Origin of the sequence: Streptomyces sp. NPDC020490, assembly GCF_044335305.1 — a bacterium.
Classification (GTDB): domain Bacteria; phylum Actinomycetota; class Actinomycetes; order Streptomycetales; family Streptomycetaceae; genus Streptomyces.
On record NZ_JBIRUY010000017.1, the window covers coordinates 1 to 23,573 of the forward strand.

Below are 23,573 nucleotides of genomic sequence, written 5' to 3' on the forward strand. Positions count from 1 at the left end.
TTGCCGAACGACGCCGTCTCCGACGTGAAACGGTCACCGGTGAGCTGCATCCCGTCACCCGAGTCACCCGCGAACCGGATGATCACCCGGTCCAGCCGGAGCACCTCGTGAACTGGGAGGTGGGCCGTACCGTCCGCCTCCCTGGAGGCGCTCGTGCCACTGGAATGAGTCGTATCGACGGCCACCGGCCGCTCCTTCGCGTCGACGCAGCTTGCTGCCTGCGCCGCACGCTAGGGAGCCCCCCTTGTGATCGGCCAAAGCCCGTTGATCAGAACGCCGTTCGATGAGGACGTGCGGCGCACGGCGACGCCCCGCCGTGGCCCGCGGACCCCGTCACCACAGCCAGTCGGCGTCACAACAGCCAGTCGGCGTCCCTCGCGATGCGGATCGCGTCGACGCGGTTGCGGGCGTTCAGCTTGGCGACGATGGTCGTCAGGTAGTTGCGCACCGTCCCCGCCGACAGACGCAGCCTGGAGGCGATCTCCCGCGGCTCCGCGCCCTCCGCCGCCAGCCGCAGCACCTCCGTCTCCCGGTCGGTGAGGGGGCTCTCGTACTCCCCCCAGGCGGCCAGCGCCAGTTCCGGGTCGACGGCCCGGTGTCCTGCCGCCACCCGCCGGACCGCGGTGGCGAGTTCGGAGGACGGGGCGTCCTTGCGGAGATAGCCGGCCACCCGGGTCTCCAGGGCCCGGCGCAGGGCGCCGGGGCGGCTCAGGCTCGTGAGGATGAGGACGCGGCACTGCGGGAGCCGTTCACGCAGCCGGCCGGCGGCCGACAGGCCGTCGACACCGGGCAGATCGATGTCGATGATGGCGACGTCGGGCCGGTGTATGAGCGCCATGTCGACGATCTCGTCCCCGCGTGCCACCTCACACACCACGTCGAGATCGTCCTGGAGATTGAGCAGCGCGACCAAGGCGCCGCGAACCATGTTCATGTCCTCGGCGATCAGTATGCGTATCACCGAACTCCCCGGGAGACGTGCGCGTCGCTCGACTCGCCCGCGCTGTCGGACCGTTCGTGGCCTTTGATACAGAGCACGGCGGGATGGTCCCGGAGGTTCAGCATCACCGAACTCCTCTGTAGGGGTGGGCGTTGCTCAACTCGTACAAGCTGTCCGACCGTTCGCGACTCTCGATCATCTGCACGGCCTCCATCCTGCGGAGATCGTAAGTCAACCTCGTAAAAATTGTGCGGCATTCAAACCCCTGCGGACACACAACGACGTAACTGGCCCGCTTCCAAAGGAGAGTTGAAGCCGATCCGCGCTCTGCGGCGAATCCCCGGCCGGGGCCGGTCTCCGGGGGACCGGCGGCGGTGCGGCACCCCCGTGCACCCCCGTGCACCCCCGTGTATCCCCCCGTGCACCCCGCTCGCGGTGCACAAGCGGCTCTTTAGAGGGCGCCCGCAGGATGCGTGCGAACCGTACGCGTCGGCATGGCGCCGGCAGTCTCGGAGAGGTCAGCGATGCGCGTTCTTTTCACCATCTTTCCGGCATCGGCACATCTATATCCAGCCATTCCGCTGGCGTGGGCGCTGCAGAGCGCCGGCCACGAGGTCGTGGTGGCGAGCCCCGAAGGTGTGGTCGACCAGAAGGTGATCGAGAACATCACCTCGGCCGGCCTCACCGCGGTCTCGCTGGGCGGCAAGGAGGAACTCACCGCCTCGCTCGCGCCCCTCATCGCCGGCGCGGGCCCCGACCGGCCCACCCTGGCGCTCGACCCCGACGACCCGGACTCCTGGCGCACCGCCAGGGCCGTGCTCGGGGGAATGTTCCACGCGTACTACCCGCCGCCGGCGGCCGAGGGCGGACGCCGGCCCATCCTGGACACGCTGGTCGAGTTCGCCAGGGACTGGCGCCCCGACCTCGTCCTGTGGGACCCGCTCGCGCCGACCGGTGCGGTGGCCGCCCGCGCCTGCGGCGCCGCGCACGCGCGGCTGCTGTTCGGCACCGACAACATCGGCCTGGTCCGGGCCAGGACGCGTCAGGAACTGGCCGATCCGTCGTCCGGCCTGACCGAGGACCCGTGGATGCCGTGGCTGCGCCCGGTCCTGGAGCGCTACGGCCTCGACTTCACCGAGGAGACGCTGACCGGCCAGTGGACCCTGGACCTGACCCAGTCCCGGATGCGCACCCCGCTGGACCTGACGTACGTCCCCGTCCGCCGCGTCCCCTACAGCGGGGGCACCGCGCTTCCCGGCTGGCTGCACGCCCGCCCGGAACGCCCCCGGGCCGTGCTCACCCTGGGAGTGAGCCGCCGGCTGCTGGCCGGCCGGCACAGCGGCTTCCCGATGAAGGAGTTCTTCGAGTCCGTCGCCGGCCTGGACCTGGAACTCGTCGCGACGCTGAACAGCGAGCAGCTGGAAGCGGCCGGCACGCTCCCGGACAACGTCCGCGCCCTCGAGTACATCCCGCTCAACCAGGTGCTGCCCACCAGTTCGGCGATCATCCACCACGGAGGCGGCGGGACCTTCGCCGCCGCCGTCGCGTTCCAGGTGCCGCAGCTCGTCGTGCCGCTGCCGATGTGGGACGAGATGGTCACCGCCCGGTACGTCGCCCGCCGGGGCGCCGGACTGGTCGCCGACCCGGCGGCGATCGACGTCGACAGCCTGCAGAAGGACCTCGTCCGGCTGATCGAGGAGCCGTCCTTCCAGCTCGGCGCCCGCGCCCTGTACGAGGACATGCTGGCCGCCCCGGCACCGAAGGACGTCGTCCCGGTCCTGGAGCGGCTGACCGCGGAGCACCGCGGCTGAGCCGCGGACGTCCGCCGCCGCACACGGCACCGAGGCCAGTCGACTTCAGCAGGAGGGGGCGAGCGTGCGCGTCGAGGAGACCGGCATCCCCGGCACCTTTCTCATCGAGCCCGACCACATACCCGACAGCAGGGGCGTGTTCTACGAGTCGCTGCGCACCGACGAACTGGAGCGCTCCGCGGGGATCGTCTTCCGGCCCCGTCAGATCAACTACTCGGTGTCCCGGCGCCACACCCTGCGCGGCATCCACAGCGTGACCATCCCCCCGGGACAGGCGAAGTTCGTCACCTGCGTCCGCGGCGCGCTGCGCGACATCGTCGTCGACCTGCGGGTCGGCTCGCCCACCTTCGGCAGGCACCGGGTCAACGAACTCGACGCCGCCTCCGGCCGGTCCGTGTACGTGCCGGAGGGCGTCGGCCACGGATTCCTGGCGCTCACCGACGACGCCTGCATCTGCTACGTCGTCTCCACCACGTACGTCCCCGGAACACAGATCGACATCAACCCGCTCGACCCCGACCTGGACCTTCCCTGGGAGTGCGCCGGGACACCGCTGGTCTCGGACAAGGACGCGAAGGCAGCGACGCTCGCCGAGGCCCTGGCCGCGGGCACGCTGCCGGACTTCGCCGCCGCCTGACCCGACCCGCCGCCCGACCCGGCACCTGACCCGGCGCCCGACCCGGCGCCCGACAGGCGCCCGACCCGGCACCTGACCCGGCGCGCGACCGGCGCCCGCCCCGGCGTCGCCCCGGTACCGCCGACCGCCGACCGCCGACCGCCCACGCACCGGGGCGAGGAGGACAAGGCCCGGGCCCGGTCCCGGGCCCGGTCCCCGTCGGCCGCGAACCGCGCACCGGACCGAAGAGGCATCAACACATGAAGCGAGAGGACCTCCCATGAAGGCTCTGGTGCTGGCCGGCGGATCGGGCACCCGCCTGCGGCCCTTCAGCTACTCCATGCCCAAACAGCTCATCCCCATCGCGAACCGGCCGGTCCTGGAATACGTCCTCGGCAACATCCTGGACCTCGGCGTGACCGAGGTCGGCGTCATCGTCGGCGACCGCGCCCAGGAGATCCAGCAGGCGCTCGGGGACGGCTCCCGGCTCGGGGCCCGGCTGACCTACATCCGGCAGGAGGCTCCGCTCGGCCTCGCCCACACCGTCGCCATCGCCCGCGACTTCCTCGGCGACGACGACTTCGTCATGTACCTCGGCGACAACATGCTGCCCGACGGGATCGCCGGCATCGCGGAGGAGTTCGCCGCGCACCGCCCGGCCGCCCACGTCGTGGTCTACAAGGTGCCGGACCCGCGCGCCTTCGGCGTCGCCGAACTCGGCCCCGGCGGCGAGGTGCTGCGCCTGGTGGAGAAGCCCGAGCGGCCGCGCAGCGACCTGGCCCTGATGGGCGTGTACTTCTTCACCGCCGCCATCCACGAAGCGGTCCGGTCCATCCGGCCCAGCGCCCGCGGCGAACTGGAGATCACCGACGCGGTCCAGTGGCTGGTGTCGACGGGCGCCGACGTGCGGGCCGGCCAGTACCAGGGCTACTGGAAGGACACCGGCAACGTCGAGGACCTCCTCGACTGCAACCAGCACGTCCTGGAGAGCCTGCGGCCGGCCCTGCACGGTGAGATCGACGGGGCCAGCGTGCTGGCCGGGCCGGTCGTCGTCGAGGAGGGGGCGCGCATCGTCCGCTCCCGCATCGAGGGACCGGTGATCATCGGCGCCGGCACGGTCGTGGAGGACAGCCACATCGGCCCGCACACGTCCATCGGGCGCGCGTGCACGGTCACCGGAAGCCGGCTGGAGTACTCCATCGCCCTGGACGGCGCGTCGGTCACCGGCGTCCAGGGCCTGCGCAGTTCCGTCATCGGACGCTCCGCCTCGGTCGGCACCAGCGGGCAGAGCACGGACCGTTACCGCCTGGTCGTCGGCGACCACACCAGAGTGGAAGTGGCCGCATGAGGATCCTCGTCACCGGAGCAGCCGGCTTCATCGGCTCCAACTTCGTCCGCAACCTCCTCCGGAACGCCTACCCGGGGTGGGAGGACGCCCAGGTCACCGCCCTGGACAAGCTGACCTACGCGGGCAACCGCGACAACCTGCCCGCCACGCACCCGCGCCTGGAGTTCGTCCGCGGCGACATCTGCGACCTGGGCCTGCTGCGCGAACTGCTGCCCGGACACGACGCCGTGGTGCACTTCGCGGCGGAGTCCCACGTGGACCGCTCGCTGGAGGGCGCGGGCCCCTTCTTCCGCACCAACGTCCTGGGCACCCAGACCCTCCTCGACGCCGTGCTGGACAGCGGGGTCGAGCGGGTCGTGCACGTCTCCACCGACGAGGTGTACGGCTCCATCGAGCAGGGCTCCTGGACCGAGGACTGGCCGCTGCTGCCCAACACCCCCTACGCGGCCTCCAAGGCCTGCTCCGACCTGGTCGCCCGCACCTACTGGCGCACGCACGGGGTGAACCTCTCCATCACCCGCTGCTCCAACAACTACGGCCCCTACCAGCACCCCGAGAAGCTCATCCCGCTGTTCGTCACCAACCTGCTGGAAGGCCGGCCGGTGCCGCTGTACGGCGACGGACGCAACATCCGCGAGTGGCTGCACGTGGACGACCACTGCCGCGGCATCCACCTGGTGCTCGACCGCGGCCGGGCCGGCGAGATCTACAACATCGGCGGCGGCAACGAGCGCACCAACCGCGCCATCACCGAGCGGCTGCTCGAACTGACCGGATCCGGCGCGGAGATGATCCGCCACGTCGCCGACCGCAAGGCGCACGACCTGCGGTACTCCATCGACGAGTCCAAGATCCGTGATGAGCTCGGCTACGCGCCGCGGATCGGGTTCGAGGAGGGCCTGGCCGCCACGGTGGCCTGGTACCGCGACCACCCCGACTGGTGGAAGGCCGTCAAGTACGGGGCCGGCCGTGAACACGGCTGACCGCGGCGCGGCGGCCGGGCTGCGCGTGATGGTGCTCGGCGGCACCGGCTACCTGGGCCGCCGTATCGGCGAGGCGTTCCGCGCCGACGGCGCCCAGGTGCACCCGGTGTCCCGTGACCCGGCCGGGGACGGGCCGGGGGACGCGCGGCACGTGGCCATGGACCTGCTCGCCGCCGACGCACCGGACCTCGCCGCCCTCTTCGGCTCGCTGCGGCCCGACGTGGTGGTCAACGCCGCCGGCCGGGTCTGGCAGGGCGACGAGGCCGAGATGACCGCGGGCAACGCGGACCTGGTCGTCCGCCTCACCCGGGCACTCGCCGGACTGCCGCACCCGCCCCGGCTGATCCAGCTCGGCACCGTCCACGAGTACGGCGCCGGAACGCCGGGCGCCGGCACCCGCGAGGAGCAGGAGCCCGCACCCGTCACACCGTACGGGCGCAGCAAACTCCTCGGCACGCGGACCGTCCTGCGGGCCGCCGCCGACGACGGCCTCGACGGTGTGGTCCTCCGCCTCGCCAACGTGATCGGTGCCGGGGTGCCGGCCGGCAGCCTCTTCGGCCGGGTCGCCGCACACCTCGGCGCGGCCGCCCGCGCCCGGTCCCTGGGCGAGCGGCCCGACGAGCTGAGGCTCCCGCCGCTGCGCGCCCGCCGCGACCTCGTCGACGTGCGCGACGCCGTCGACGCCGTACGGGCCGCCGCCACCGCGCCGAAGGCCGACGTGAGCGGCCGGGTGATCAACGTCGGCCGCGGCGAGGCCGTAGCGATGCGCGCGCTGATCGACCGCATGGTCCGCCTCAGCGGCGTGGACCTCGCCGTCGTCGAGGCCGCTCCCGCCCCGTCCCCGCGCACCGACGTGGCGTGGCAGCAACTCGACGTCTCACGGGCGCTGCGGCTCCTGGGATGGCGGCCGCGCCGCACCCTCGACGACTCGCTGCGCGACCTGCTCGCAGCCGCTGTGCCGGCACCGGTCAACGGAAGGACATGACGATGAGCGACACCATCGACCACAGGGAACTGGTGCTGGACGAGGTCCGCAGATACCACCGCGAGACCGCGCCCGACCGGGAGTTCGTGCCCGGCGTGACCGAGATCTGGCCCTCCGGCGCCGTCCTGGACGAGGCGGACCGGGTCGCCCTCGTCGAGGCGGCGCTGACCATGCGCATCGCCGCCGGACCCAGCTCGAAGAAGTTCGAGTCCGCCTTCGCCAAGCGGCTGAAGCGGCGCAAGGCCCATCTGACCAACTCGGGTTCGTCGGCGAACCTGCTGGCCGTCTCCGCCCTCACCCAGCACGAACTCGGCGACCGGGCGCTGAAGCCGGGCGACGAGGTGATCACCGTCGCCGCGGGCTTCCCCACCACCGTCAACCCGATCCTGCAGAACGGGCTCGTGCCGGTCTTCGTGGACGTGGAACTGGGCACGTACAACACGACGGCCGAGCGGGTGGCCCGGGCGATCGGCCCGAAGACGCGGGCGATCATCATCGCGCACGCGCTCGGCAACCCCTTCGAGGTCGCCGAGGTGGCGCAACTCGCCGAGGAGCACGGCCTCTACCTCATCGAGGACAACTGCGACGCGGTCGGCTCCACCTACGACGGCCGGCTCACCGGCACCTTCGGCCACATGACCACGGTCAGCTTCTACCCGGCGCACCACCTCACCATGGGCGAGGGCGGCTGCCTGCTCACCTCCGACCTGGGCCTGGCCCGCATCGTGGAGTCGCTGCGCGACTGGGGCCGCGACTGCTGGTGCGAACCCGGCATGAACAACACCTGCTTCAAGCGGTTCGAGTACCAGATGGGCGACCTGCCGGCCGGGTACGACCACAAGTACATCTTCTCCCACGTCGGTTACAACCTGAAGGGAACCGACATCCAGGCCGCGCTGGGCCTCGCCCAGCTCGACAAGCTGGACGGCTTCATCGAGGCGCGGCGGCGCAACTGGCGCCGGCTGCGCGAGGGACTGGACGGCGTGCCCGGCCTGCTGCTGCCGGAGCCCACCCGCAAGTCCGACCCGAGCTGGTTCGGCTTCGTCATCACCGTCGACCCCGAGGCCCGCTTCACCCGCGCCGAACTGGTCGCCCACCTCGAAGAGCACAAGATCGGCACCCGGCGGCTGTTCGCCGGCAACCTCACCCGGCAGCCCGCCTACATCGGCAAGCCGCACCGGGTCGTCGGCGACCTCACCAACAGCGACGTCATCACCGAGCACACCTTCTGGATCGGCGTCTACCCCGGGCTCACCGACGAAATGCTCGACTACATGACCGCCACGATCAAGGAGTTCGTGGCCCAGCGCGGCTGAGAGCCCGTCGGCGCACCCCTCCCGGACCGGGCCCCGAGCACCCCTGCCCGCGGACCGGGTCCGCCGGCCGGCTCCCCGCCGCCGGGCCGCCTCCCGACAGGAGACCGGGAAGACGATGGAGATAGTGGGAACCGGATTCCTGGCCCGGAGTCTGCGTCCGCTGGCCGGCCGGCATCCGGGCACCGTGGCCCTCGCGGCGGGGGAGTCCAGGACGAGCGGCGCCACCGACGCGGACTACGCGCGGGAGGCCGCACTGCTGCGCGACGTCGCGAAGCGGTGCGCCGCGGGCGGGCAGTTGCTCCTGTTCTTCTCCACGGCCGCGACCGGCATGTACGGCCTCGCCGAGGGACCGGGCAGGGAGGACGCCCCGGTCCGCCCCGCCACCCCCTACGGCGCCCACAAGCTCGCGCTCGAGGAGCAGTTACGCGACTCGGGAGCCGACCACCTCATCCTCCGGCTGGCGCACCTGGTCGGACCGCACGGGCGCCACCACCAGCTCATCCCCACCCTGGTGCGGCAGGTCCGGTCGGGGTCGGTGTTCCTGCACCGGCGCGCGGTCCGCGACCTGATCGGCGTCGCGGACATGCTGACGATCACCGACCGGCTGCTCGCCGCCGGGCTGCGGGCGGACACGGTCAACGTGGCCTCCGGATTCGCGGCCCCGGTCGAGGACATCGTCGACCATCTCGCCCGCGCGCTGCGGCTCGCGCCGCGCAAGAGGTACGTCGACGCGGGCGCCGCGTACGCCATCTCCACCGAGAAACTGCGCGCCCTGGTACCGCAGGTCGCGGACCTGGGCTTCGGCCCCGACTACTACCGCAGGGTCCTCAACGACTTCCTCGCGGCCGACGGTGCCTGACCCGGCCGCGCTCTCCGCACCAGAAAGACAGGGAGTTACCCCGATGCCGTCGACCCACATCCTCCAGAGGCGTGAGAACGCGACCCTGCCGGACCGCATCGCGCGCTCGGCGGCCACCACCGAAGGCGCCCACCTCCGCACCGGCGACTTCGCGGCCTGGCTGGCCGGGCGAGGCCGGGCCAACACCTTCCGCGTGGAGCGGATACCGTTCGCGGACCTGGACGGCTGGTCGTTCCAGGAGTCCACCGGCAACCTGGTGCACCGCAGCGGACGGTTTTTCTCCGTCGAGGGCCTGCACGTCACCGAGCAGGGCGAACCGCACGGCGACGGCCCCTACGCCGACTGGTACCAGCCCATCATCAAACAGCCCGAGGTGGGCATCCTGGGCATCGTCGTCAAGGAGTTCGACGGCGTGCTGCACTTCCTGATGCAGGCGAAGATGGAGCCCGGCAACCCCAATCTGCTCCAGCTCTCGCCCACCGTCCAGGCGACCCGCAGCAACTACACCAAGGCCCACCGGGGCGCGGACGTCAAGTACATCGAGTACTTCGTCGGGCCGGACCGCGGCCGGGTCGTCGCCGACGTGCTCCAGTCCGAACACGGCTCGTGGTTCCACCACAAGTCCAACCGCAACATGGTGGTCGAGGCCACCGGCGACGTCCCGCTCCTCGACGACTTCTGCTGGCTCACCCTCGGCCAGATCGCCGAACTGCTGCACCTGGACAACGTGGTCAACATGGACTCGCGCACGGTGCTGTCCTGCCTGCCGTTCGGCGACACCTGGGGCGGCGCGCTGCTCACCGACACCGAGCTGCTGTCCTGGATCACCGGCGAGCGCACCCGGCACAGCGTGCGCGCCGAACGCGTCCCGCTGGACAACCTCCCCGGCTGGAAACGCCGCGAGAGCACCATCGAGCACGAGGCGGGCCGCTACTTCGACGTCGTCGCCGTGTCCGTGCAGGCCGGCAACCGTGAGGTGACCGGCTGGACCCAGCCCCTGTTCGAGCCGGTCGGCGCCGGCGTCACCGCCTTCCTCACCCGGCGGTTCGGCGGCGTCCCGCACGTCCTGGTGCACGCCCGCGTCGAGGCCGGCTTCCTCGACACCGTCGAACTCGGCCCGACCGTGCAGTACACCCCCGACAACTACGCCCACCTGCCCGCCGGCGAACGCCCGTTGTTCCTGGACACCGTGGAGAACGCCGGCCCCGACCGCGTCCGCTACGAGGCCGTGCACTCCGAGGAGGGCGGCCGCTTCCTCAACGCTGTGAGCCGCTACCTCATCGTCGACGCGGACGAGGCCGACGCCCCGCAGGACCCGCCGCCCGGCTACGCCTGGGTCACCCCGGGGCAGCTCACCTCCCTGGTCCGGCACGGCCACTACCTCAACGTCCAGGCCCGCACCCTGCTCGCCTGCCTCAACGCGACGGCGGTGAGGTCCCGATGACCGGCCCCCTGCGGATCGGGGTGATCGGCTGCGCGGGCATCGCCGTGCGCCGCATGCTCCCCGCCTTCGCCGCCGACCCCGGCATCGAGATCGCGGCGGTCGCCAGCCGCGACGCGGCCAAGGCACGCGAGGTCGCCGACCGCTTCGGCGGCCGGCCCGTCCACGGATACGACGCACTGCTCGAACGGGACGACGTCCAGGCCGTCTACGTGCCGCTGCCCGCGGCCCTGCACGCCGAGTGGACCGAGGCGGCACTGCGCACGGGCCGGCACGTCCTCGCCGAGAAGCCGCTGACCACCGACCCCCACCGCACCGCGCGGCTGCTCGAACTCGCCGCCGCCCGCGGCCTGGTGCTCATGGAGAACGTCATGTTCGTCCACCACCAGCGGCACGAGGCCGTACGACGCCTGATCGCCGACGGCGCGATCGGCGAACCGCGCTCGTTCCACGCCGCGTTCACCATCCCCCCGCTGCCCGACGGTGACATCCGCTACGACCCGCACCTCGGCGGCGGGGCCCTGGCCGACGTCGGGATCTACCCGCTGCGGGCCGCGCTGCACTTCCTGGGCCCCGCCCTCGACGTCACCGGCGCCCGCCTCGTCCGGGGCGCGGGACGGCGGGTGGAGACCTCCGGCGCCGCGTTGCTGAGCACGCCCGGCACCGTCACGGCCCAGCTCACCTTCGGCATGGAGCACGCCTACCGCTCGTCGTACGAACTGTGGGGCAGCGAGGGCGGCATCACCGTCGACCGGGCGTTCACCCCGCCCGCCGACCACGTCCCCGTGATCGGCCTGCACCGCGACGGGAAGACCGAGGAGATCACGCTCGCGCCGCACGACCAGGTCGCGGCCACCGTCGCGGCCTTCGCCGCCGCCGTGCGCTCCGGAACCCTCCCGGACCCCCGCGACACCCTGCGGCAGGCGGAACTCCTCGACGGGATACGCCGGTCAGCGGCACCCGGCGAACCCGACGGGACTCATGTGACTCAGGTGACCCACGCATCTCAAGACACTGACGCAACTGACGCAACTGACGCAAATGACGCAACTGACGGAATCCGGACGAGCGGGACGAGCGGGAGGAGCCACCCGTGCGACGCCACATCGCCTTCTTCAACTTTCCGGCCGTAGGCCATGTCAACCCCACGGTCGGCGTGATCGAGGAACTGGTGCGAAGGGGCCACCGAGTCACCTGCACCGTGACCGACCACTTCGCCCCCATCATGAAGGCCGCCGGCGCCGAACCGGTCCGCTACGAATCGGTCTTCGGCGACTTCTACCAGGCCCCCCTCACGCCCGAGGAGACCGCCGGCGAGGGGCTGCGCAGCCTGGACGAGGCCACCTCCCTCGTCGCCCAGGTCGCCCCGTTCTACGAGGACGAGGCGAACCGGCCGGACGTGATCGTCCACGACTTCATGGCGTGGGGAGCGCGCTTCTTCGCCGCCGGGCACGGCGTCCCGCTGATCCGGACGTATCCCGTGCTGGCCTCGAACGAACACTTCTCCATCCGGGAGAAGTTCCCGGTGGCCGAGCCGGACGACCCGCGGATCGTCGAAGCGGCGATGAGGCTCGCGGCGCTGCTGCCCCGGTTCGGACTGCCCGCCGACCCGATGGGCTTCCTCACCCACATCGAGAAGCTCGCCCTGGTCTTCCTCCCCCGCGCGTTCCAGTACGCCGGCGAGACCTTCGACGAACGGTTCGTCTTCACCGGCCCCTGCATCGCCGAACGCCCCTACCAGGGCACCTGGCAGCCCGCCTCGCCGGACCGCCCCGTCCTGCTGGTCTCGCTCGGCACCTCGGCCAGGGGCTGGCCGGAGTTCTTCCGCATGGCCATCGAGGCGTTCGGCGACACCGAGTGGGACGTCCTGATCACCGTGGGCGAGCACACCGACCCGGCCGACCTCGGGCCGCTGCCCGCGAACGTCGACGTACGGCGGTACGCGCCCCAGCTCGACGTGCTGCGCCACGCGCGGCTGTTCATCAACCACGGCGGCATGAACAGCACCATGGAGTCGCTGGACAACGGCGTGCCCATGGTCCTGGTGCCCCAGACGAACGAGCAGCGGGCGAACGCCCTGCGCGTGCAGGAGCTGGGCCTCGGCCGCCTGCTGGCCAAGGAGGACGTCACCGTGCGGAGCCTGCGCGAGGCCGCCGAGCGCGTGACGGGCGACGCCTCGGTGACCGAGCGGGTGCGGGCCATGCGCGAGCGCATACGGTCCGTCGACGGCCCGGCCGTCGCGGCCGACGCCGTCGAGGCGTACCTGGCCCGCCTGGACTGACCGCCGCCGCCCGCTTGCAGCGGACCGGCCCCCGCTTCCGGCGGACCGGCCCCCGCTTGCAGCGCACCGGCCCCCGCATCCAGGGCACCGGCCCCGCCGCCCGCGCACAGGCGACGCTGCCCGCGTACAAGCACCGCGCAAGCGGGCGCCGGAACACTGAAGGTGCAGAGCCGCTCCGGCGGGATCCGGCGGGCAGGGTCTCCAGAGTCTCCCTCGGCGCCCCCGCCGCCCCGACGGCACCACCGGTGCGAACCGGTGGTTCCCTCGCTAGGAGACCGATGGACCATCTCGAAGAACTCAAGGAATTCGCCCGCCTGCACGCCCGGGGACAGGGCATGACGGCCGGGCACGCCACGCGCGTCCTCACCCGGATCACCAACGACACCGTCCAGGACCCCGGGTCGTGGGCCGCGGTGTGGACCGCCGAGGGCCGGGCCGCCGCCGACCGCGGCGACCTCCTCGACGCGTGCCGCCACTTCGCGCTCGCCCGGTTCCCGTACCACGGCGACGCCGACCGGGTCCGCGCCCAGGGCCTGTGCGTCGACACCTTCGACCGGTGGCGACAGGGCCAAGGGGGCATCGAACGCCTGGAGTTCGAGCACTGCGACGGCACCGTCGTCTGCTGGGCAACCGGCCTCGACCGGCACCGCCCGCTGCTGATCGTCATGGGCGGCATCGTCAGCGTCAAGGAACAGTGGGCGCCCCTGCTGCCGCTGCTGCGCAAACTGGGCTTCGCCGCCGTCGTCACCGAACTGCCCGGCGTCGGCGAGAACACCTTCACCTACGGCCCCGACTCCTGGCGCATCCTCGGCTTCCTGCTCGACGAACTCGCCGACCGCGCCCGGGTCTCCGACACCTCGATGCTCGCCCTCAGCTTCAGCGGCCACCTCGCCGTGCGCGCCGCCGCCGACGACTCCCGCATCCGCCGCGTCCTCACCGTGGGCGCGCCCGTCGCCGGCTTCTTCACGGACGAGGCCTGGTGGCCCCGGGTGCCCGGCATCACGGCCGACACCCTGCGCCGCCTCACCGGCAGCGCGAACCTAGCCGAACTGCGTTATTTACTGAAGCAGTTCGCGCTCACTCCGGAGCAGCTGCGGCAGGTGCGGATTCCCGTACGGTACGTCGCCAGCGGTCGTGACGAGATCATCCCGGCCGAGGACCAGGCGCTGCTGCGCGGCACGCTCGAGGACGTGCGGTTCAAGACGTTCGACGACGTGCACGGTTCGCCCGCCCATCTCGGCGCGATGCGGCGCTGGCTCATCTCCCAGCTGCTGTGGCTGCGCATCGCGCGCCGCGGCGACCGTCCGACGTCCCGCACCCTGTCCGGAGAGAGGTCCTCATGAACGAATCGGGGAACGACAAGGACGCCGCCTCCGCCCCCGTGGCCGGTGTGCCGCCGTGGCAGACGCTCGCGTCCCTCGGCATCACCGAGAACGACCTGGCGGCCGCCCACCACACGCCGGCCGCTCCCTTCCTCCGGCTGCTGCCGGGGCAGGGCGGCGCCGCGTAGGGGAGCGGCGCCGCGGGCCGGTCAGCCGCCCACCCGCGCGGTGGACGAGGGGCTCGGCACGGGCACCTCGGCCAGCAGCCGGAAGGTGCCGTCCCGCCAGGGCCCCGACTCCAGCCGTCCGCCCACCGCGGTCATCCGCGTGTGCAGATTGACCAGTCCGTTGCCGCCGTAGGGGGAGGGGTCGTGGTGGGCGGGGTCGACGCCGTCGTTCTCGACCACCAGCCGCACCAGGCCGTCCAGTTGCACGGCCTCGATGCGGCAGCGTGAGGCGTTGCTGTGCCGCAGCAGATTGGTGACGGCCTCCCGCAGTGTGGTGGCGAGCGCGGTGTCCAGGTGCGCGGAGAGCGGCCCCAGGTCGACCTCCGTCCGTACGTCGATACCGGCGGCGTCGAGCATCGACCGCGCCGACCTGACCTCCTGCCGCAGGGACAGCTCGCGGAATCCGCTCGCGACCTTGCGGACGTCGGTGAGGGACTGTTCGGCGATGGACAGCACCTCGTCGACCTCCTTCATCGCGCGTGCGGGCTGCGTGGGAATGAGCCGGTGGACCAGTTCGCTCTTCAGCGTGATCGCGGAGAGGCTGCAGCCGAGCAGGTCGTGCAGGTCGCGGGCGAAGCGCAGCCGTTCTCCGGTGACCGCCCGCCGGGCGAGTTCACCGCTCGCGGCGTGCAGCCGGGTGACCAGCTCCGCCAGCCGGGCCAGGCCGTAGAGGGCGAACCCGGTCAGCAGCGTGGTCTGGCAGAGCAGGATGCCGTCGAGGACCGACCGGCCGTCGAACGCCGGCAGGATCAGCATGCCGAGCCCCACGACGCCGTACAGCGACCAGGCCACCGGGGGCGGCAGGAGCAGCAGCAGCGAAGCCGCGAGGCAGCCGGCCATCGTCGCCCAGTACGCATGGAACAGCAGCAGCGGCAGACAGGTCAGCAGCGCCTGCACGGCGAGGGTCAGGCACCTGCGCGCCAGAGGCGCCCGGCTGCCGCCCGGCGCGGAGTGCTGGAACTGCAGGCCGAGGATCCCCAGGAGCAGCAGCACACAGGTCGCCTCGGCGGCCGGGGCGAGACCGGACCGCAGGATGTCGACGGTGCTCAGCAGCGCGAAGCCCAGCAGCGCGGCGAGGGGGACGGTGCGCGCCGACCGGGGGGCGGGAAGCTCGTCGTCGAATACGGGCGGGCCGTCCGCCTCGAGTCTGTTGCCCCTCGACTCGTCCGCACTGTCGAAACGGTCGTGACCGCCCATCACCTTCACGGCCTCTCACAACTCTGTGCGTCTTCGCGTGGATGCTATGCAATACCTGTGCCCCGTGCAGCGATCAGCCGCCGTGAAAGTCACGTCGCACAGCCGACCGCCCTCGAGTGTCGTGTCCCGCACTATGGACTTGTGTGTGCGTGTCCACGCACGGATGCTGCCCGGCGAGACCGGAATTGATGCGGCCGATTCCGTGCGGGTCAAGGGAGTTGGGACACATCACCCCCGCCGCGCGGGCGATCCCCGCGCGGGCGCCCCGCCGGGCCTCACGTGTCGGCGGTGGCTTCGTCGAGCGAGGCGAGTGCGACGGCGGCCTCGGCCTGTCGCGGGCTCCTCAGCGCGGTCAGGGCCTCGCGGGCGGCGAGCAGCGTCTGCCGGGCCTCCCGGTGGCCCGTGGCGGTGAGCACCTGGCCGAGGTCGAGCCGCGCCGCTTCCGCCCAGGCCGGCATCTGCGCCTCCTCGAAGGCGGCCAGGGCCTGCCGCAGCGGCGGTTCGGCCTCGTGCCAGCGTCCCAGGGCCGCCAGGTCGTTGCCGATCTGCTGCCGGGCGACCGCGTGGTACAACACGATCAACTCCTCCGTCCGGCCCGGTATCCCCGCGTGGCAGATCCGCTCGCTGCGGCGGTGGATGTCCAGGGCTTCCGCCGGCCGGCCGGCCTGGCGCAGCAGGCTGCCGAGGGAGTTGAGCACCGTCAGCTCGGCCAGCCGGGACTGCGGGGTGTCCTGCTCGGCCAGGCGGCGGGCCGCCTCGTGCAGGCGCTCCTGGGCCTCCTGGGCCCGGCCCAGCCGGTGGAGCGCGCCGGCGCCCCTTAACCGCTGCCCGACGTCCCCCGTGGAAGGCGTGCCGTCCCGCACCGTCGATGTCCCCGTTCGTCCGGCTCGTCCGGTCGCGAGCCCCGGCAGAAGTATGGCCGACCGTACTTCTGCCGGGGGAACCGCCTGGGCGGCACCGGCCCGAAATGATCGACTGGAGGCAGACGCGGACGCCCCGGTCACACGCAGTGAGAACGCGCAGGGGCACCGACCGCCCGCCGTCGAACGACAGCCGTGCGCACACGGCGTACCACCCAACGGGGAGATCTCATGAACACCAGGCGTCACCGCTGCACGCTGCTCGCTGTCGCGGGCACGGCCCTCGCCCTGTCCCTGACCGCCTGCCAGGGCGGCACGGACAGCGACCCGGCCTCCGCGGGCGCCCCTTCGGCCGCCGCTTCGGCGACTTCCTCGGGGACCGCGGCCGGAGACGGCAAGAGCACCGGCACCTCGGATTCGGCGGGCTCCACCGGCGCCGACGGCTCCGCGGAGGCAACCGGCTCGTCCGGCTCGTCCGGCTCGTCCGGCTCGTCCGGCTCGTCCGGCTCGTCCGGCTCGTCCGGCGAGCAGGCCTCCGCCTCCGCCGCGGTCTGCACGGCAGGGGACATCACCGTCACCGCCGTCAGGCAGGACGGCCCGCCCTACACCCACCTCGTCCTCACGGCGAAGAACACCTCGCACCGCTCCTGCCGGCTGGCGGGCTTCCCGCACGTGCAGTTCCTGGAGAGCCACAAGCAGGACGTGCCGTCCGTGGCCAAGAGCAGGCCGGCCACGCCGGTCGTGCTCACGCCGGGGGCCCCTGCCTACGCCCTGGTGAAGTTCTCGGACGGCGGGACCGACGAGGACACGGAGCCGGTGTCGGCGTTCTCCCTCACGCTGGAGGGCGACTCCACGGTCATCGCCGTCACCGCGCCCGGCAGCGACGGCATCGCCGTCGACCCGGCCAAGGCGCTCACCGGCTACTGGACCCCCGAACTGCGCAACGGCGCGGACGACTTCTGAGCCGTCACACCACTCGACGAAGGAGCACGCACATGCGCGGATTCAGGAGTGCCCTCACCGCGGTCGCGGCCATGGCCGCCTTCGCGGCGGTGGGGGCCGCGGCGGCGCCGTCCCAGGCGGCCACCTCCTGCACGCACAAGGGCCACAAGTACCTCTGCGATTACGGCATCTCGACCACGAAGTTCGCCAACGGGACCAAGCAGGAGTTCGTCGTCGGCACCGATCACGCGGTGTGGACGAACTGGACCAACACCGACGGCTCCTGGAACGGATGGCTGTCCATGGAGGGATGGGTCCAGAGCCGGATCCAGATCGACCACCTGCAGGGCAGCCTCACGAACTTCACCATCGCGGCCATCGGCCGGGACGGCAACTACTGGTTCCGGATGCGCTACGACAACGGCGCGTGGACCCCCTGGCAGGTGAGCTGCACCGTCCAGGACGGCCCACTGTGCCCGTGACCGCCGTGGACGGCCCGTAGCGGCCGGTGGGGCGGCGACACACGCTGCCCCACCGGAAGTTCAGACGGGCGACTCCGCCGCCAGCGCCGTGAACGCCGACCACGCCTCGCGGGACAGGGCCAGCGCCCGCCTGCCCGTGTCCTTCGAGTCCCGGACGAGCACGGCCTCGGTGCGCACGGCGACCTCGACGCAGTTGTCGCCGGAGCTGCCGCTGTAACTGCTCTTGAACCAGGCCAGTTCAGTGGTACTCATAGCGCTCCTCGCATCTGCTCCAACAGGCTTACTGTGGCTTCACGGCCGAGGGCCTGCGAACGCAGCTTGCCATAGCGCTGGAGCATGGCGCTGACGTCCTTCAGCGATGTGATCAGAATGCTCGACTGTTGGCCCTCGGAGTAGCCCACCCATTCGTGCTGAGGTGTCTCCGCAAGGTACATCAAGCCGTCGATCCCCGCGTGATCGTACTGGCGCAGAGGCATCACCTGGATCTCGACGTTCCGTCGAGCCCCTTGCTCCAGCAGGTGATCCAACAGCTGTCGCGCGACCCCCGGCCCACCCATGCGCCGCTCAAGCAGAGCTTGCTCGATGACGAAACTGAAAGCCGTGTTCGGCCTCTCCGTCAGGAGTTGTTGACGCTCCAGTCGCGCTGCGACCTGGCGCTCGATCTGTTCCTCGGAAAGGGGCGGCAGCCGCCGCTCGAAGATGGCGCGAATGTAAGGCTCAGGCTGCAACAACCCCGGAATGGCCCGGCACTCATACGCATACAGCGAGATCGCCTCCTCCTCGATCCCCGCCCACTGCCGGAACCATGACGCCAGCCCCGCCTTCCGCGTGAGGCTGCGGGCCGCCGCCCTCAGCACCCGCCCCGCGGCCGCCCCCAGCACCTCCTCCGACCGCTCCAGCAGATCCCCTGGCGGGAACCGCTTGCCCTGTTCGATCTTGGCGATGTACGCGACCGAGTACCGCATCAGCGGCGCGAACTGTTCCTGCGTCAGGCGAGCTTCCTCGCGCAGGGCCTTGAGGACCGCGCCGAACGTCTTCAGGCTGTCCGAGAGTTCCGGCTCGCAGCTTCCGTTGCCCCCGGCCTGCCCGGAACTCCCGCCCACACCAACGCCGTTGTCGGTCATCGTCGCAGCCGCCTTCCCCTGTGCCTCGTGCTGTCGGGTCCTCTCCCACGCCGAACGCGCTGCGCCACGCTCGGCACACTCATCGTCACGTACGGCGACCGACCCGGTCCAGCGCGTGAACCGGTACAGCGTGATCTGTATCAGCGCCGGACCTGCCGACCAGCCCTCGCATGACGTACACGTTACGCAGCACCGACGTGCCCGCTGCTAAGGCCCTTCGAGGTAAGCGACAGTTCCTGCCTTCCGCGCGGCATTGATCGCGTCGAGCCGCGCGAAGTTGACAGGTCTCATCTCCCGCTGCCACTCGTCGACCGTCGCCACGCGCCATGCGGTGTGCTCGTCCGTGAGCCGCACCCGGGCAAGCTGGTCGTCGGTGAGTGCGCCGCCGTCGAAGATGAAACCGATGTGGTTGGCCGGCCAGTCCTCGCGCCGGGGGACGAAGTGGACGCCGAGGAGACGTTGCGGCCCCTGGAAGTCGATGCCGGTCTCTTCCAGGCATTCACGCCGGGCTCCCTCCCACGGCGTCTCGCCGCGTTCCAGGTTGCCGCCCGGCCACTGCCAGACTTCCCGGTCGCTGTGGGAGCGTAGTTGGAAGGGACGGCCGGCTGTGTCGGTGAAGTAGAGACAGGCGTAGGACGTGGCACGCGCGATGGTCTCGATGTACTGCTCCGGTGGGAGCCACGTGTTCGTCATGGCGTCTCCGCGGCAAGGAATCGCGCGGCCTTGAGCTTGAGCTGGTCGGCGAAGTACGCGGCGGCATCGGGGCGCATGCGGGCGAGGGTGACCATGCCCGTGATGACAGTGTCGGCGACTTCGGCGTGCACATCGTCCCAGGTGTGGGAGTTTCCTTTGCGGGGGTTGGTTCCCTTCGCGCCGATGACGGCCTGTGCGGCTTCGCCGAACTCCTCACCGATCTTGAGTACCTGAAGAACATGCTGTTCCTCGGTCGGCACGCCCAGAGCCGCGTCGGCTTCGTTGAACCGGGCAGCGAGGGCGGTGATCGTGGACCATGAGTCGTCAGCCATGAGGCTCCTCCGTCAGACCTTCCGGTGACGGCCGCCGCCGTCCTTGAACGGGGACCGCGCACTCGGATCGTACGGCAGCGGACAGCCGGTGCTCGCGGCGAAGTGCGCGCGAGAGGCCGCTCGGCGCGGGTCCGGGGCGCCGCGGGCCTGGAGGACATGCCTCCATGGATGACGGCAGGGGAGCGGTAAGGGCGCCGAACCCCTCCTGGTTCGCACAGGCACAGGTCAGGAGGGGTGCAGCGCTGTTGTCTCTGGAGACTTTCAGATGTCCCGGAAGATCTCGATCTGCGCCCCGACGGAGTTCAGGCGTTCGGCGAGTTCCTCGTAACCGCGGTTGATGACGTACACGTTGCGCAGCACCGACGTGCCCTCGACCAGGACCCGGTGCGCGTCGAGGAGTTGCAGGCGTCCGCCGGCCGACGGACCTGCTCCGGGCAAGACCGGCCTGACCATGCGGATGGTCAGGGGCAGTCAGGGCTCGTCCAAGATGTGATCAGTCGATGTCCGGATCATCGGCCTCGTCGAGGAGGCGGGCCGCGAGGTGGTCGGCCCACTCCAAGGCCCAGGCGCGGAGTGCGGTGATAGTGGCGTCATCGAGCCCGTAGGCGGCGAAGGCTTCGTCGTCGGTCCACTCGGCGCCGGTGAGGTTCGACTGCAGATCCTCGCGTTCGAAGCGGCCGCGGGCGTGGCGGCGGCCGAACTCCTCGAGCTCGGCATTGGTCCAGCGGCGTGAGGCTGCGAACACGTCGATCAGGTCGCGGGGTGCTCCGCGGTCGGCGAGGGCCCGGACCTTGGTCCCGATCACGTCCTCCTCCGCGAGGACGGGCCCATAAGGGCTCTGGGCGACCGGCCGCCAGAAGATTTCCTTGAGGATGTCGACTTCGCAGTCCTGCCCGGTGACAGGGTCGGTCACGGTGAAGCGGGCGGACAGCGGGGCGGTCTCCAGCGCGTGCACCTTCCAGCCGCGGGCTTCCAGGCCGGCGCGGAGCGTTGCCGCGATGTCGGCCATGGGCGCCGGGTTCTCGGTGGCGACATCGAGATCCTGGCTGGGGCGGTTGACGAGGTGGTGCGCCCGTACGGCATACCCGCCGGTGAGGACCAGGGGATACGGGGAGCGAGGGCGATCACATCTGCCAGGAGCCGCGTGTGCAGCTCCGGCATGTCCGTCACGCGGCGGCCTGGGTGCGGAGGGCGAGCTGGGGGAAGGCGTCTTCCCACACGGTGCGCACGGTGCGGCCGACGAGTGTGCGCAGCACCGGCCACAGCTGGAGGAGCAGGTCCTGGTCGAGATAGCGGGGCAGGTCGTCGCGCAGGCCCTCGTGCAGGACGGTGCGGTACAGGCCCATGCGCTGGCGAGGCTTGCCCAGGTCGTACGACGTCATTCCGGACCAGGCCATGTGCAGCGGTAGCTCCACGACCCCCTGGGTCGGGCCGTGCAACTCGTCCAGTGACTCCGGCAGACGCCGCCGGAACTTCTCCCGGTACAGCGCGAGGTCCTCGACGTCCGTGCCGGAAAGGTCCACCGGAGCGGGTGCGGGGTGCTGCGGGCTGGAGGACATGACTCCATTATGACGGCCGGGATGTGGTGCGGGCCATGACGTGCGAGCCGGTGTCCGGAGTGAGCAGTGCGGGCCCCTGCCGGGTGAACATGGCTGGGACATTGTGTTCTGCCCCGAGCAGAGGCGTGGGCTGTCGGTCATGACGCTTCAGGCGCCCGCGCGCGGGGCGGTGAGCCGGGGCCTGACCTGGCCTTTTTCCCGGACTCGCCGGCCCGCAAGAGGGCGCCTTCGGTCCCGACCAGAGGTCCCAGAAAAGTCCCAGAGGCGCCGCCACGCCCCCTCTTGCCTCGCGTTTACGCAGGTCAGAAGAGGTATGGGCGGCGTCTTTTCCGAGGACCCTCAGATGTCCCGGAAGATCTCGATCTGCGCCCCGACGGAGTTCAGGCGTTCGGCGAGGTCCTCGTAGCCGCGGTTGATGACGTACACGTTGCGCAGCACCGACGTGCCCTCGGCCGCCATCATCGCCAGCAGGACCACCACGGCGGGGCGCAGCGCGGGCGGGCACATCATCTCCGCGGCGCGCCAGCGGGTCGGGCCCTCGACCAGGACCCGGTGCGGGTCGAGGAGTTGCAGGCGTCCGCCGAGCCGGTTGAGGTCGGTCAGGTAGATCGCGCGGTTGTCGTAGACCCAGTCGTGGATCAGGGTCTTGCCCTGCGCGGTGGCGGCGATGGCCGCGAAGAACGGGACGTTGTCGATGTTCAGGCCGGGGAACGGCATGGGGTGGATCTTGTCGATCGGCGCCTCCAGCTTGGAGGGCCGTACGGTGAGGTCGATCAGGCGGGTACGGCCGTTGTCCGCCCAGTACTCGGGCGTGCGGTCGTGGTCGAGTCCCATCTCCTCCAGGACCGCCAGCTCGATCTCCAGGAACTCGATGGGAACCCGGCGCACCGTCAGCTCCGACTCCGTCACCACCGCGGCCGCCAGCAGGCTCATCGCCTCGACCGGGTCCTCGGAGGGCGAGTAGTCGACGTCGACGTCGATCTCCGGCACGCCGTGCACGGTGAGAGTGGTGGTGCCGATGCCCTCGACCTGCACGCCGAGCGCCTCCAGGAAGAAGCACAGGTCCTGGACCATGTAGTTGGAGGACGCGTTGCGGATGACGGTGACGCCGTCGTGCCGGGCGGCGGCCAGCAGCGCGTTCTCGGTCACCGTGTCGCCGCGCTCGGTCAGCACGATCGGCCGGCCGGGCCGGACCGAGGTGTCGACCCGGGCGTGGTACTGCCCCTCGGTCGCGGCGATGTCGAGCCCGAAGCGGCGCAGCGCGATCATGTGCGGCTCGATGGTCCGCGTCCCCAGGTCGCAACCGCCCGCGTACGGCAGCTTGAAGCTGTTCATACGGTGCAGCAGCGGGCCGAGGAACATGATGATGGACCGCGTGCGTACGGCCGCCTCGGCGTCGATGGCCTCCATGTCGAGCCGGGCGGGCGGCACGAGTTCGAGGTCGACGCCGTCGTTGATCCAACGGCTGCGCACGCCGATGGAGTTGAGCACCTCCAGGAGCCGGTAGACCTCCTCGATGCGCGCCACCCGGCGCAGCACCGTGCGCCCCTTGTTGAGCAGCGAGGCGCACAGCAGTGCCACGCAGGCGTTCTTGCTCGTCTTGACGTCGATCGCCCCCGACAGCCGTCGGCCGCCGACGACCCGCAGATGCATCGGGCCCGCGTAGCCCAGGGAGACGATCTCGCTCTCCAGCGCCTCACCGATGCGGGCGATCATCTCAAGACTGATGTTCTGGCCACCGCGCTCGATGCGGTTGACCGCGCTCTGGCTGGTTCCCAGAGCCTCCGCGAGCTGTGCCTGCGTCCAGCCGCGGTGTTGCCGCGCGTCACGGATGAGCTTGCCGATGCGTACGAGGTAGTCGTCTCCCATGAGGCTGAGGCTATCTCAGATATGAGATGGGGCATCCCAGGGGGGTCCGTTCGGGTGACGTGCTGTCAACGCCGCCTCGCGGAACGGGTGCGACGCCACCCGAAAGGTCCGGGCAAATCAACCGATGTCGTACGACGTCCGGTGCTGCTGTGCGTGTGCTTCGGGCCGTGCGCACCGCCGGTGGTGATGGACCAGGAATGCCGGTTGATGTTCAGGCGCACTCCCGGAAGGATCCGGAAACTCTTGCGGAACGTGAGGGGCATGCCGTGTTTCCTCTCGGTGGTCCGGGGACGTACCGGTCCCCTGTCGGCTGCCCCGGCTCGGCGCACTCAGTCTCCGGCGCCGACGGTGCACGGAGGAGGGACGTGGTCACCACGTCCCTCCTC

Annotated in this window: 25 protein-coding genes and 2 pseudogenes; 14 read left to right on the top strand and 13 right to left on the bottom strand. The window is 71.1% G+C overall.

Annotated elements, in window-relative coordinates:
• Positions 1 to 185 (bottom strand): hypothetical protein (locus ACH4ZX_RS19090; protein WP_398273672.1); only part of this gene is annotated, 185 nt, incomplete at its 3' end.
• 167 nt (positions 186 to 352) lie between these two features.
• A complete protein-coding gene (locus ACH4ZX_RS19095) occupies positions 353 to 961 on the bottom strand; it encodes a DNA-binding response regulator (protein WP_398273674.1) in 609 nt (202 codons plus the stop codon).
• A gap of 503 nt (positions 962 to 1,464) precedes the next feature.
• On the opposite strand from ACH4ZX_RS19095, the gene ACH4ZX_RS19100 reads away from it, so the two are divergent.
• The 12 genes from ACH4ZX_RS19100 (at position 1,465) to ACH4ZX_RS19155 (ending at position 14,090) form a co-directional block, all read left to right on the top strand.
• Positions 1,465 to 2,751, top strand: coding sequence for a nucleotide disphospho-sugar-binding domain-containing protein (locus ACH4ZX_RS19100; protein WP_398273677.1), 1,287 nt, complete (start codon positions 1,465 to 1,467; stop codon positions 2,749 to 2,751).
• Positions 2,752 to 2,815: 64 nt separating this feature from the next.
• Complete coding sequence (locus ACH4ZX_RS19105; protein WP_398273680.1) at positions 2,816 to 3,388, top strand: dTDP-4-dehydrorhamnose 3,5-epimerase family protein; 573 nt, start codon at positions 2,816 to 2,818, stop codon at positions 3,386 to 3,388.
• Between the two features lie 259 nt (positions 3,389 to 3,647).
• Positions 3,648 to 4,715, top strand: coding sequence for a glucose-1-phosphate thymidylyltransferase (locus ACH4ZX_RS19110; RefSeq protein ID WP_398273683.1), 1,068 nt, complete (start codon positions 3,648 to 3,650; stop codon positions 4,713 to 4,715).
• Positions 4,712 to 5,698, top strand: coding sequence for a dTDP-glucose 4,6-dehydratase (gene rfbB / locus ACH4ZX_RS19115; RefSeq protein WP_398273686.1), 987 nt, complete (start codon positions 4,712 to 4,714; stop codon positions 5,696 to 5,698). The genes ACH4ZX_RS19110 and rfbB overlap by 4 nt, the downstream gene beginning before the upstream one ends.
• A complete protein-coding gene (locus tag ACH4ZX_RS19120; protein ID WP_398273689.1) occupies positions 5,685 to 6,683 on the top strand; it encodes an NAD-dependent epimerase/dehydratase family protein in 999 nt (332 codons plus the stop codon). Before rfbB ends, ACH4ZX_RS19120 begins: the two co-directional genes overlap by 14 nt.
• Before the next feature lie 2 nt (positions 6,684 to 6,685).
• Positions 6,686 to 7,999, top strand: coding sequence for a lipopolysaccharide biosynthesis protein RfbH (gene rfbH / locus ACH4ZX_RS19125; protein WP_398273692.1), 1,314 nt, complete (start codon positions 6,686 to 6,688; stop codon positions 7,997 to 7,999).
• A gap of 115 nt (positions 8,000 to 8,114) precedes the next feature.
• Positions 8,115 to 8,858: an NAD-dependent epimerase/dehydratase family protein gene (locus ACH4ZX_RS19130; protein WP_398273695.1), complete on the top strand. Its 744-nt coding sequence runs from the start codon at positions 8,115 to 8,117 to the stop codon at positions 8,856 to 8,858.
• Positions 8,859 to 8,901: 43 nt separating this feature from the next.
• Positions 8,902 to 10,302 carry an NDP-hexose 2,3-dehydratase family protein gene (locus ACH4ZX_RS19135; protein WP_398273698.1) on the top strand — a complete coding sequence of 467 codons (1,401 nt, stop codon included), beginning with the start codon at positions 8,902 to 8,904 and terminating at the stop codon, positions 10,300 to 10,302.
• Positions 10,299 to 11,432: a Gfo/Idh/MocA family protein gene (locus tag ACH4ZX_RS19140; protein WP_398273701.1), complete on the top strand. Its 1,134-nt coding sequence runs from the start codon at positions 10,299 to 10,301 to the stop codon at positions 11,430 to 11,432. Before ACH4ZX_RS19135 ends, ACH4ZX_RS19140 begins: the two co-directional genes overlap by 4 nt.
• Positions 11,393 to 12,580, top strand: a complete 1,188-nt coding sequence (locus ACH4ZX_RS19145) for a macrolide family glycosyltransferase (protein ID WP_398273704.1) — start codon at positions 11,393 to 11,395, stop codon at positions 12,578 to 12,580. Before ACH4ZX_RS19140 ends, ACH4ZX_RS19145 begins: the two co-directional genes overlap by 40 nt.
• Positions 12,581 to 12,858: 278 nt before the next feature.
• Complete coding sequence (locus ACH4ZX_RS19150; protein ID WP_398273707.1) at positions 12,859 to 13,923, top strand: alpha/beta fold hydrolase; 1,065 nt, start codon at positions 12,859 to 12,861, stop codon at positions 13,921 to 13,923.
• Positions 13,920 to 14,090, top strand: a complete 171-nt coding sequence (locus ACH4ZX_RS19155; RefSeq protein ID WP_398273710.1) for a hypothetical protein — start codon at positions 13,920 to 13,922, stop codon at positions 14,088 to 14,090. Before ACH4ZX_RS19150 ends, ACH4ZX_RS19155 begins: the two co-directional genes overlap by 4 nt.
• A gap of 21 nt (positions 14,091 to 14,111) precedes the next feature.
• Here the strand turns inward: ACH4ZX_RS19155 and ACH4ZX_RS19160 are convergent, their stop codons facing one another.
• Both ACH4ZX_RS19160 and ACH4ZX_RS19165 read right to left on the bottom strand, forming a co-directional pair.
• Complete coding sequence (locus ACH4ZX_RS19160) at positions 14,112 to 15,326, bottom strand: sensor histidine kinase (protein ID WP_398273713.1); 1,215 nt, start codon at positions 15,324 to 15,326, stop codon at positions 14,112 to 14,114.
• A gap of 275 nt (positions 15,327 to 15,601) precedes the next feature.
• The gene (locus tag ACH4ZX_RS19165; RefSeq protein WP_398273716.1) at positions 15,602 to 16,189 is read right to left on the bottom strand and encodes a tetratricopeptide repeat protein; all 588 of its coding nucleotides are present in this window, start codon (positions 16,187 to 16,189) and stop codon (positions 15,602 to 15,604) included.
• A 228-nt stretch (positions 16,190 to 16,417) separates the two neighbouring features.
• On the opposite strand from ACH4ZX_RS19165, the gene ACH4ZX_RS19170 reads away from it, so the two are divergent.
• Both ACH4ZX_RS19170 and ACH4ZX_RS19175 read left to right on the top strand, forming a co-directional pair.
• Positions 16,418 to 17,149 carry a DUF4232 domain-containing protein gene (locus ACH4ZX_RS19170; protein ID WP_398273719.1) on the top strand — a complete coding sequence of 244 codons (732 nt, stop codon included), beginning with the start codon at positions 16,418 to 16,420 and terminating at the stop codon, positions 17,147 to 17,149.
• Between the two features lie 32 nt (positions 17,150 to 17,181).
• Positions 17,182 to 17,610, top strand: a complete 429-nt coding sequence (locus ACH4ZX_RS19175; RefSeq protein ID WP_398273722.1) for a hypothetical protein — start codon at positions 17,182 to 17,184, stop codon at positions 17,608 to 17,610.
• A 60-nt stretch (positions 17,611 to 17,670) separates the two neighbouring features.
• Here ACH4ZX_RS19175 and ACH4ZX_RS19180 read toward each other — a convergent pair whose 3' ends face one another.
• The 9 genes and pseudogenes from ACH4ZX_RS19180 to ACH4ZX_RS19220 form a co-directional block, all read right to left on the bottom strand.
• Positions 17,671 to 17,862, bottom strand: coding sequence for a DUF397 domain-containing protein (locus ACH4ZX_RS19180; RefSeq protein ID WP_398273724.1), 192 nt, complete (start codon positions 17,860 to 17,862; stop codon positions 17,671 to 17,673).
• Positions 17,859 to 18,734 (bottom strand): helix-turn-helix domain-containing protein, encoded by an 876-nt coding sequence (locus tag ACH4ZX_RS19185; RefSeq protein ID WP_398273727.1) that lies wholly within the window; start codon positions 18,732 to 18,734, stop codon positions 17,859 to 17,861. The genes ACH4ZX_RS19180 and ACH4ZX_RS19185 overlap by 4 nt, the downstream gene beginning before the upstream one ends.
• 207 nt (positions 18,735 to 18,941) lie before the next feature.
• Positions 18,942 to 19,427, bottom strand: coding sequence for an NUDIX domain-containing protein (locus tag ACH4ZX_RS19190; RefSeq protein WP_398273730.1), 486 nt, complete (start codon positions 19,425 to 19,427; stop codon positions 18,942 to 18,944).
• Positions 19,424 to 19,759 carry a MazG-like family protein gene (locus ACH4ZX_RS19195; RefSeq protein WP_398273733.1) on the bottom strand — a complete coding sequence of 112 codons (336 nt, stop codon included), beginning with the start codon at positions 19,757 to 19,759 and terminating at the stop codon, positions 19,424 to 19,426. The genes ACH4ZX_RS19190 and ACH4ZX_RS19195 overlap by 4 nt, the downstream gene beginning before the upstream one ends.
• A 261-nt stretch (positions 19,760 to 20,020) precedes the next feature.
• A pseudogene (locus tag ACH4ZX_RS19200) lies at positions 20,021 to 20,173 on the bottom strand (UDP-N-acetylglucosamine 1-carboxyvinyltransferase); the annotation flags it as partial.
• Positions 20,174 to 20,252: 79 nt separating this feature from the next.
• Positions 20,253 to 20,920 (bottom strand): annotated as a pseudogene (locus tag ACH4ZX_RS19205) (nucleotidyl transferase AbiEii/AbiGii toxin family protein).
• Between the two features lie 5 nt (positions 20,921 to 20,925).
• Positions 20,926 to 21,318: a hypothetical protein gene (locus ACH4ZX_RS19210; protein ID WP_398273736.1), complete on the bottom strand. Its 393-nt coding sequence runs from the start codon at positions 21,316 to 21,318 to the stop codon at positions 20,926 to 20,928.
• A gap of 339 nt (positions 21,319 to 21,657) precedes the next feature.
• On the bottom strand, positions 21,658 to 23,187 hold the full coding sequence (locus ACH4ZX_RS19215) for a helix-turn-helix domain-containing protein (protein ID WP_398273738.1): 1,530 nt from the start codon (positions 23,185 to 23,187) through the stop codon (positions 21,658 to 21,660).
• 65 nt (positions 23,188 to 23,252) lie between these two features.
• Positions 23,253 to 23,450, bottom strand: coding sequence for a DUF4236 domain-containing protein (locus ACH4ZX_RS19220; protein WP_398273741.1), 198 nt, complete (start codon positions 23,448 to 23,450; stop codon positions 23,253 to 23,255).
• Positions 23,451 to 23,573: the final 123 nt, after the last annotated feature.

Coding starts and splice junctions, on each gene's coding strand:
- ACH4ZX_RS19100 (WP_398273677.1), top strand. CDS start 1,465: ATGCGCGTTCTTTTCACCATCTTTCCGGCATCGGCACATCTATATCCA.
- ACH4ZX_RS19110 (WP_398273683.1), top strand. CDS start 3,648: ATGAAGGCTCTGGTGCTGGCCGGCGGATCGGGCACCCGCCTGCGGCCC.
- rfbB (WP_398273686.1), top strand. CDS start 4,712: ATGAGGATCCTCGTCACCGGAGCAGCCGGCTTCATCGGCTCCAACTTC.
- rfbH (WP_398273692.1), top strand. CDS start 6,686: ATGAGCGACACCATCGACCACAGGGAACTGGTGCTGGACGAGGTCCGC.
- ACH4ZX_RS19130 (WP_398273695.1), top strand. CDS start 8,115: ATGGAGATAGTGGGAACCGGATTCCTGGCCCGGAGTCTGCGTCCGCTG.
- ACH4ZX_RS19135 (WP_398273698.1), top strand. CDS start 8,902: ATGCCGTCGACCCACATCCTCCAGAGGCGTGAGAACGCGACCCTGCCG.
- ACH4ZX_RS19140 (WP_398273701.1), top strand. CDS start 10,299: ATGACCGGCCCCCTGCGGATCGGGGTGATCGGCTGCGCGGGCATCGCC.
- ACH4ZX_RS19150 (WP_398273707.1), top strand. CDS start 12,859: ATGGACCATCTCGAAGAACTCAAGGAATTCGCCCGCCTGCACGCCCGG.
- ACH4ZX_RS19155 (WP_398273710.1), top strand. CDS start 13,920: ATGAACGAATCGGGGAACGACAAGGACGCCGCCTCCGCCCCCGTGGCC.
- ACH4ZX_RS19160 (WP_398273713.1), bottom strand. CDS start 15,326: ATGGGCGGTCACGACCGTTTCGACAGTGCGGACGAGTCGAGGGGCAAC.
- ACH4ZX_RS19170 (WP_398273719.1), top strand. CDS start 16,418: ATGAACACCAGGCGTCACCGCTGCACGCTGCTCGCTGTCGCGGGCACG.
- ACH4ZX_RS19175 (WP_398273722.1), top strand. CDS start 17,182: ATGCGCGGATTCAGGAGTGCCCTCACCGCGGTCGCGGCCATGGCCGCC.
- ACH4ZX_RS19180 (WP_398273724.1), bottom strand. CDS start 17,862: ATGAGTACCACTGAACTGGCCTGGTTCAAGAGCAGTTACAGCGGCAGC.
- ACH4ZX_RS19185 (WP_398273727.1), bottom strand. CDS start 18,734: ATGACCGACAACGGCGTTGGTGTGGGCGGGAGTTCCGGGCAGGCCGGG.
- ACH4ZX_RS19190 (WP_398273730.1), bottom strand. CDS start 19,427: ATGACGAACACGTGGCTCCCACCGGAGCAGTACATCGAGACCATCGCG.
- ACH4ZX_RS19195 (WP_398273733.1), bottom strand. CDS start 19,759: ATGGCTGACGACTCATGGTCCACGATCACCGCCCTCGCTGCCCGGTTC.
- ACH4ZX_RS19210 (WP_398273736.1), bottom strand. CDS start 21,318: ATGTCCTCCAGCCCGCAGCACCCCGCACCCGCTCCGGTGGACCTTTCC.
- ACH4ZX_RS19215 (WP_398273738.1), bottom strand. CDS start 23,187: ATGGGAGACGACTACCTCGTACGCATCGGCAAGCTCATCCGTGACGCG.
- ACH4ZX_RS19220 (WP_398273741.1), bottom strand. CDS start 23,450: ATGCCCCTCACGTTCCGCAAGAGTTTCCGGATCCTTCCGGGAGTGCGC.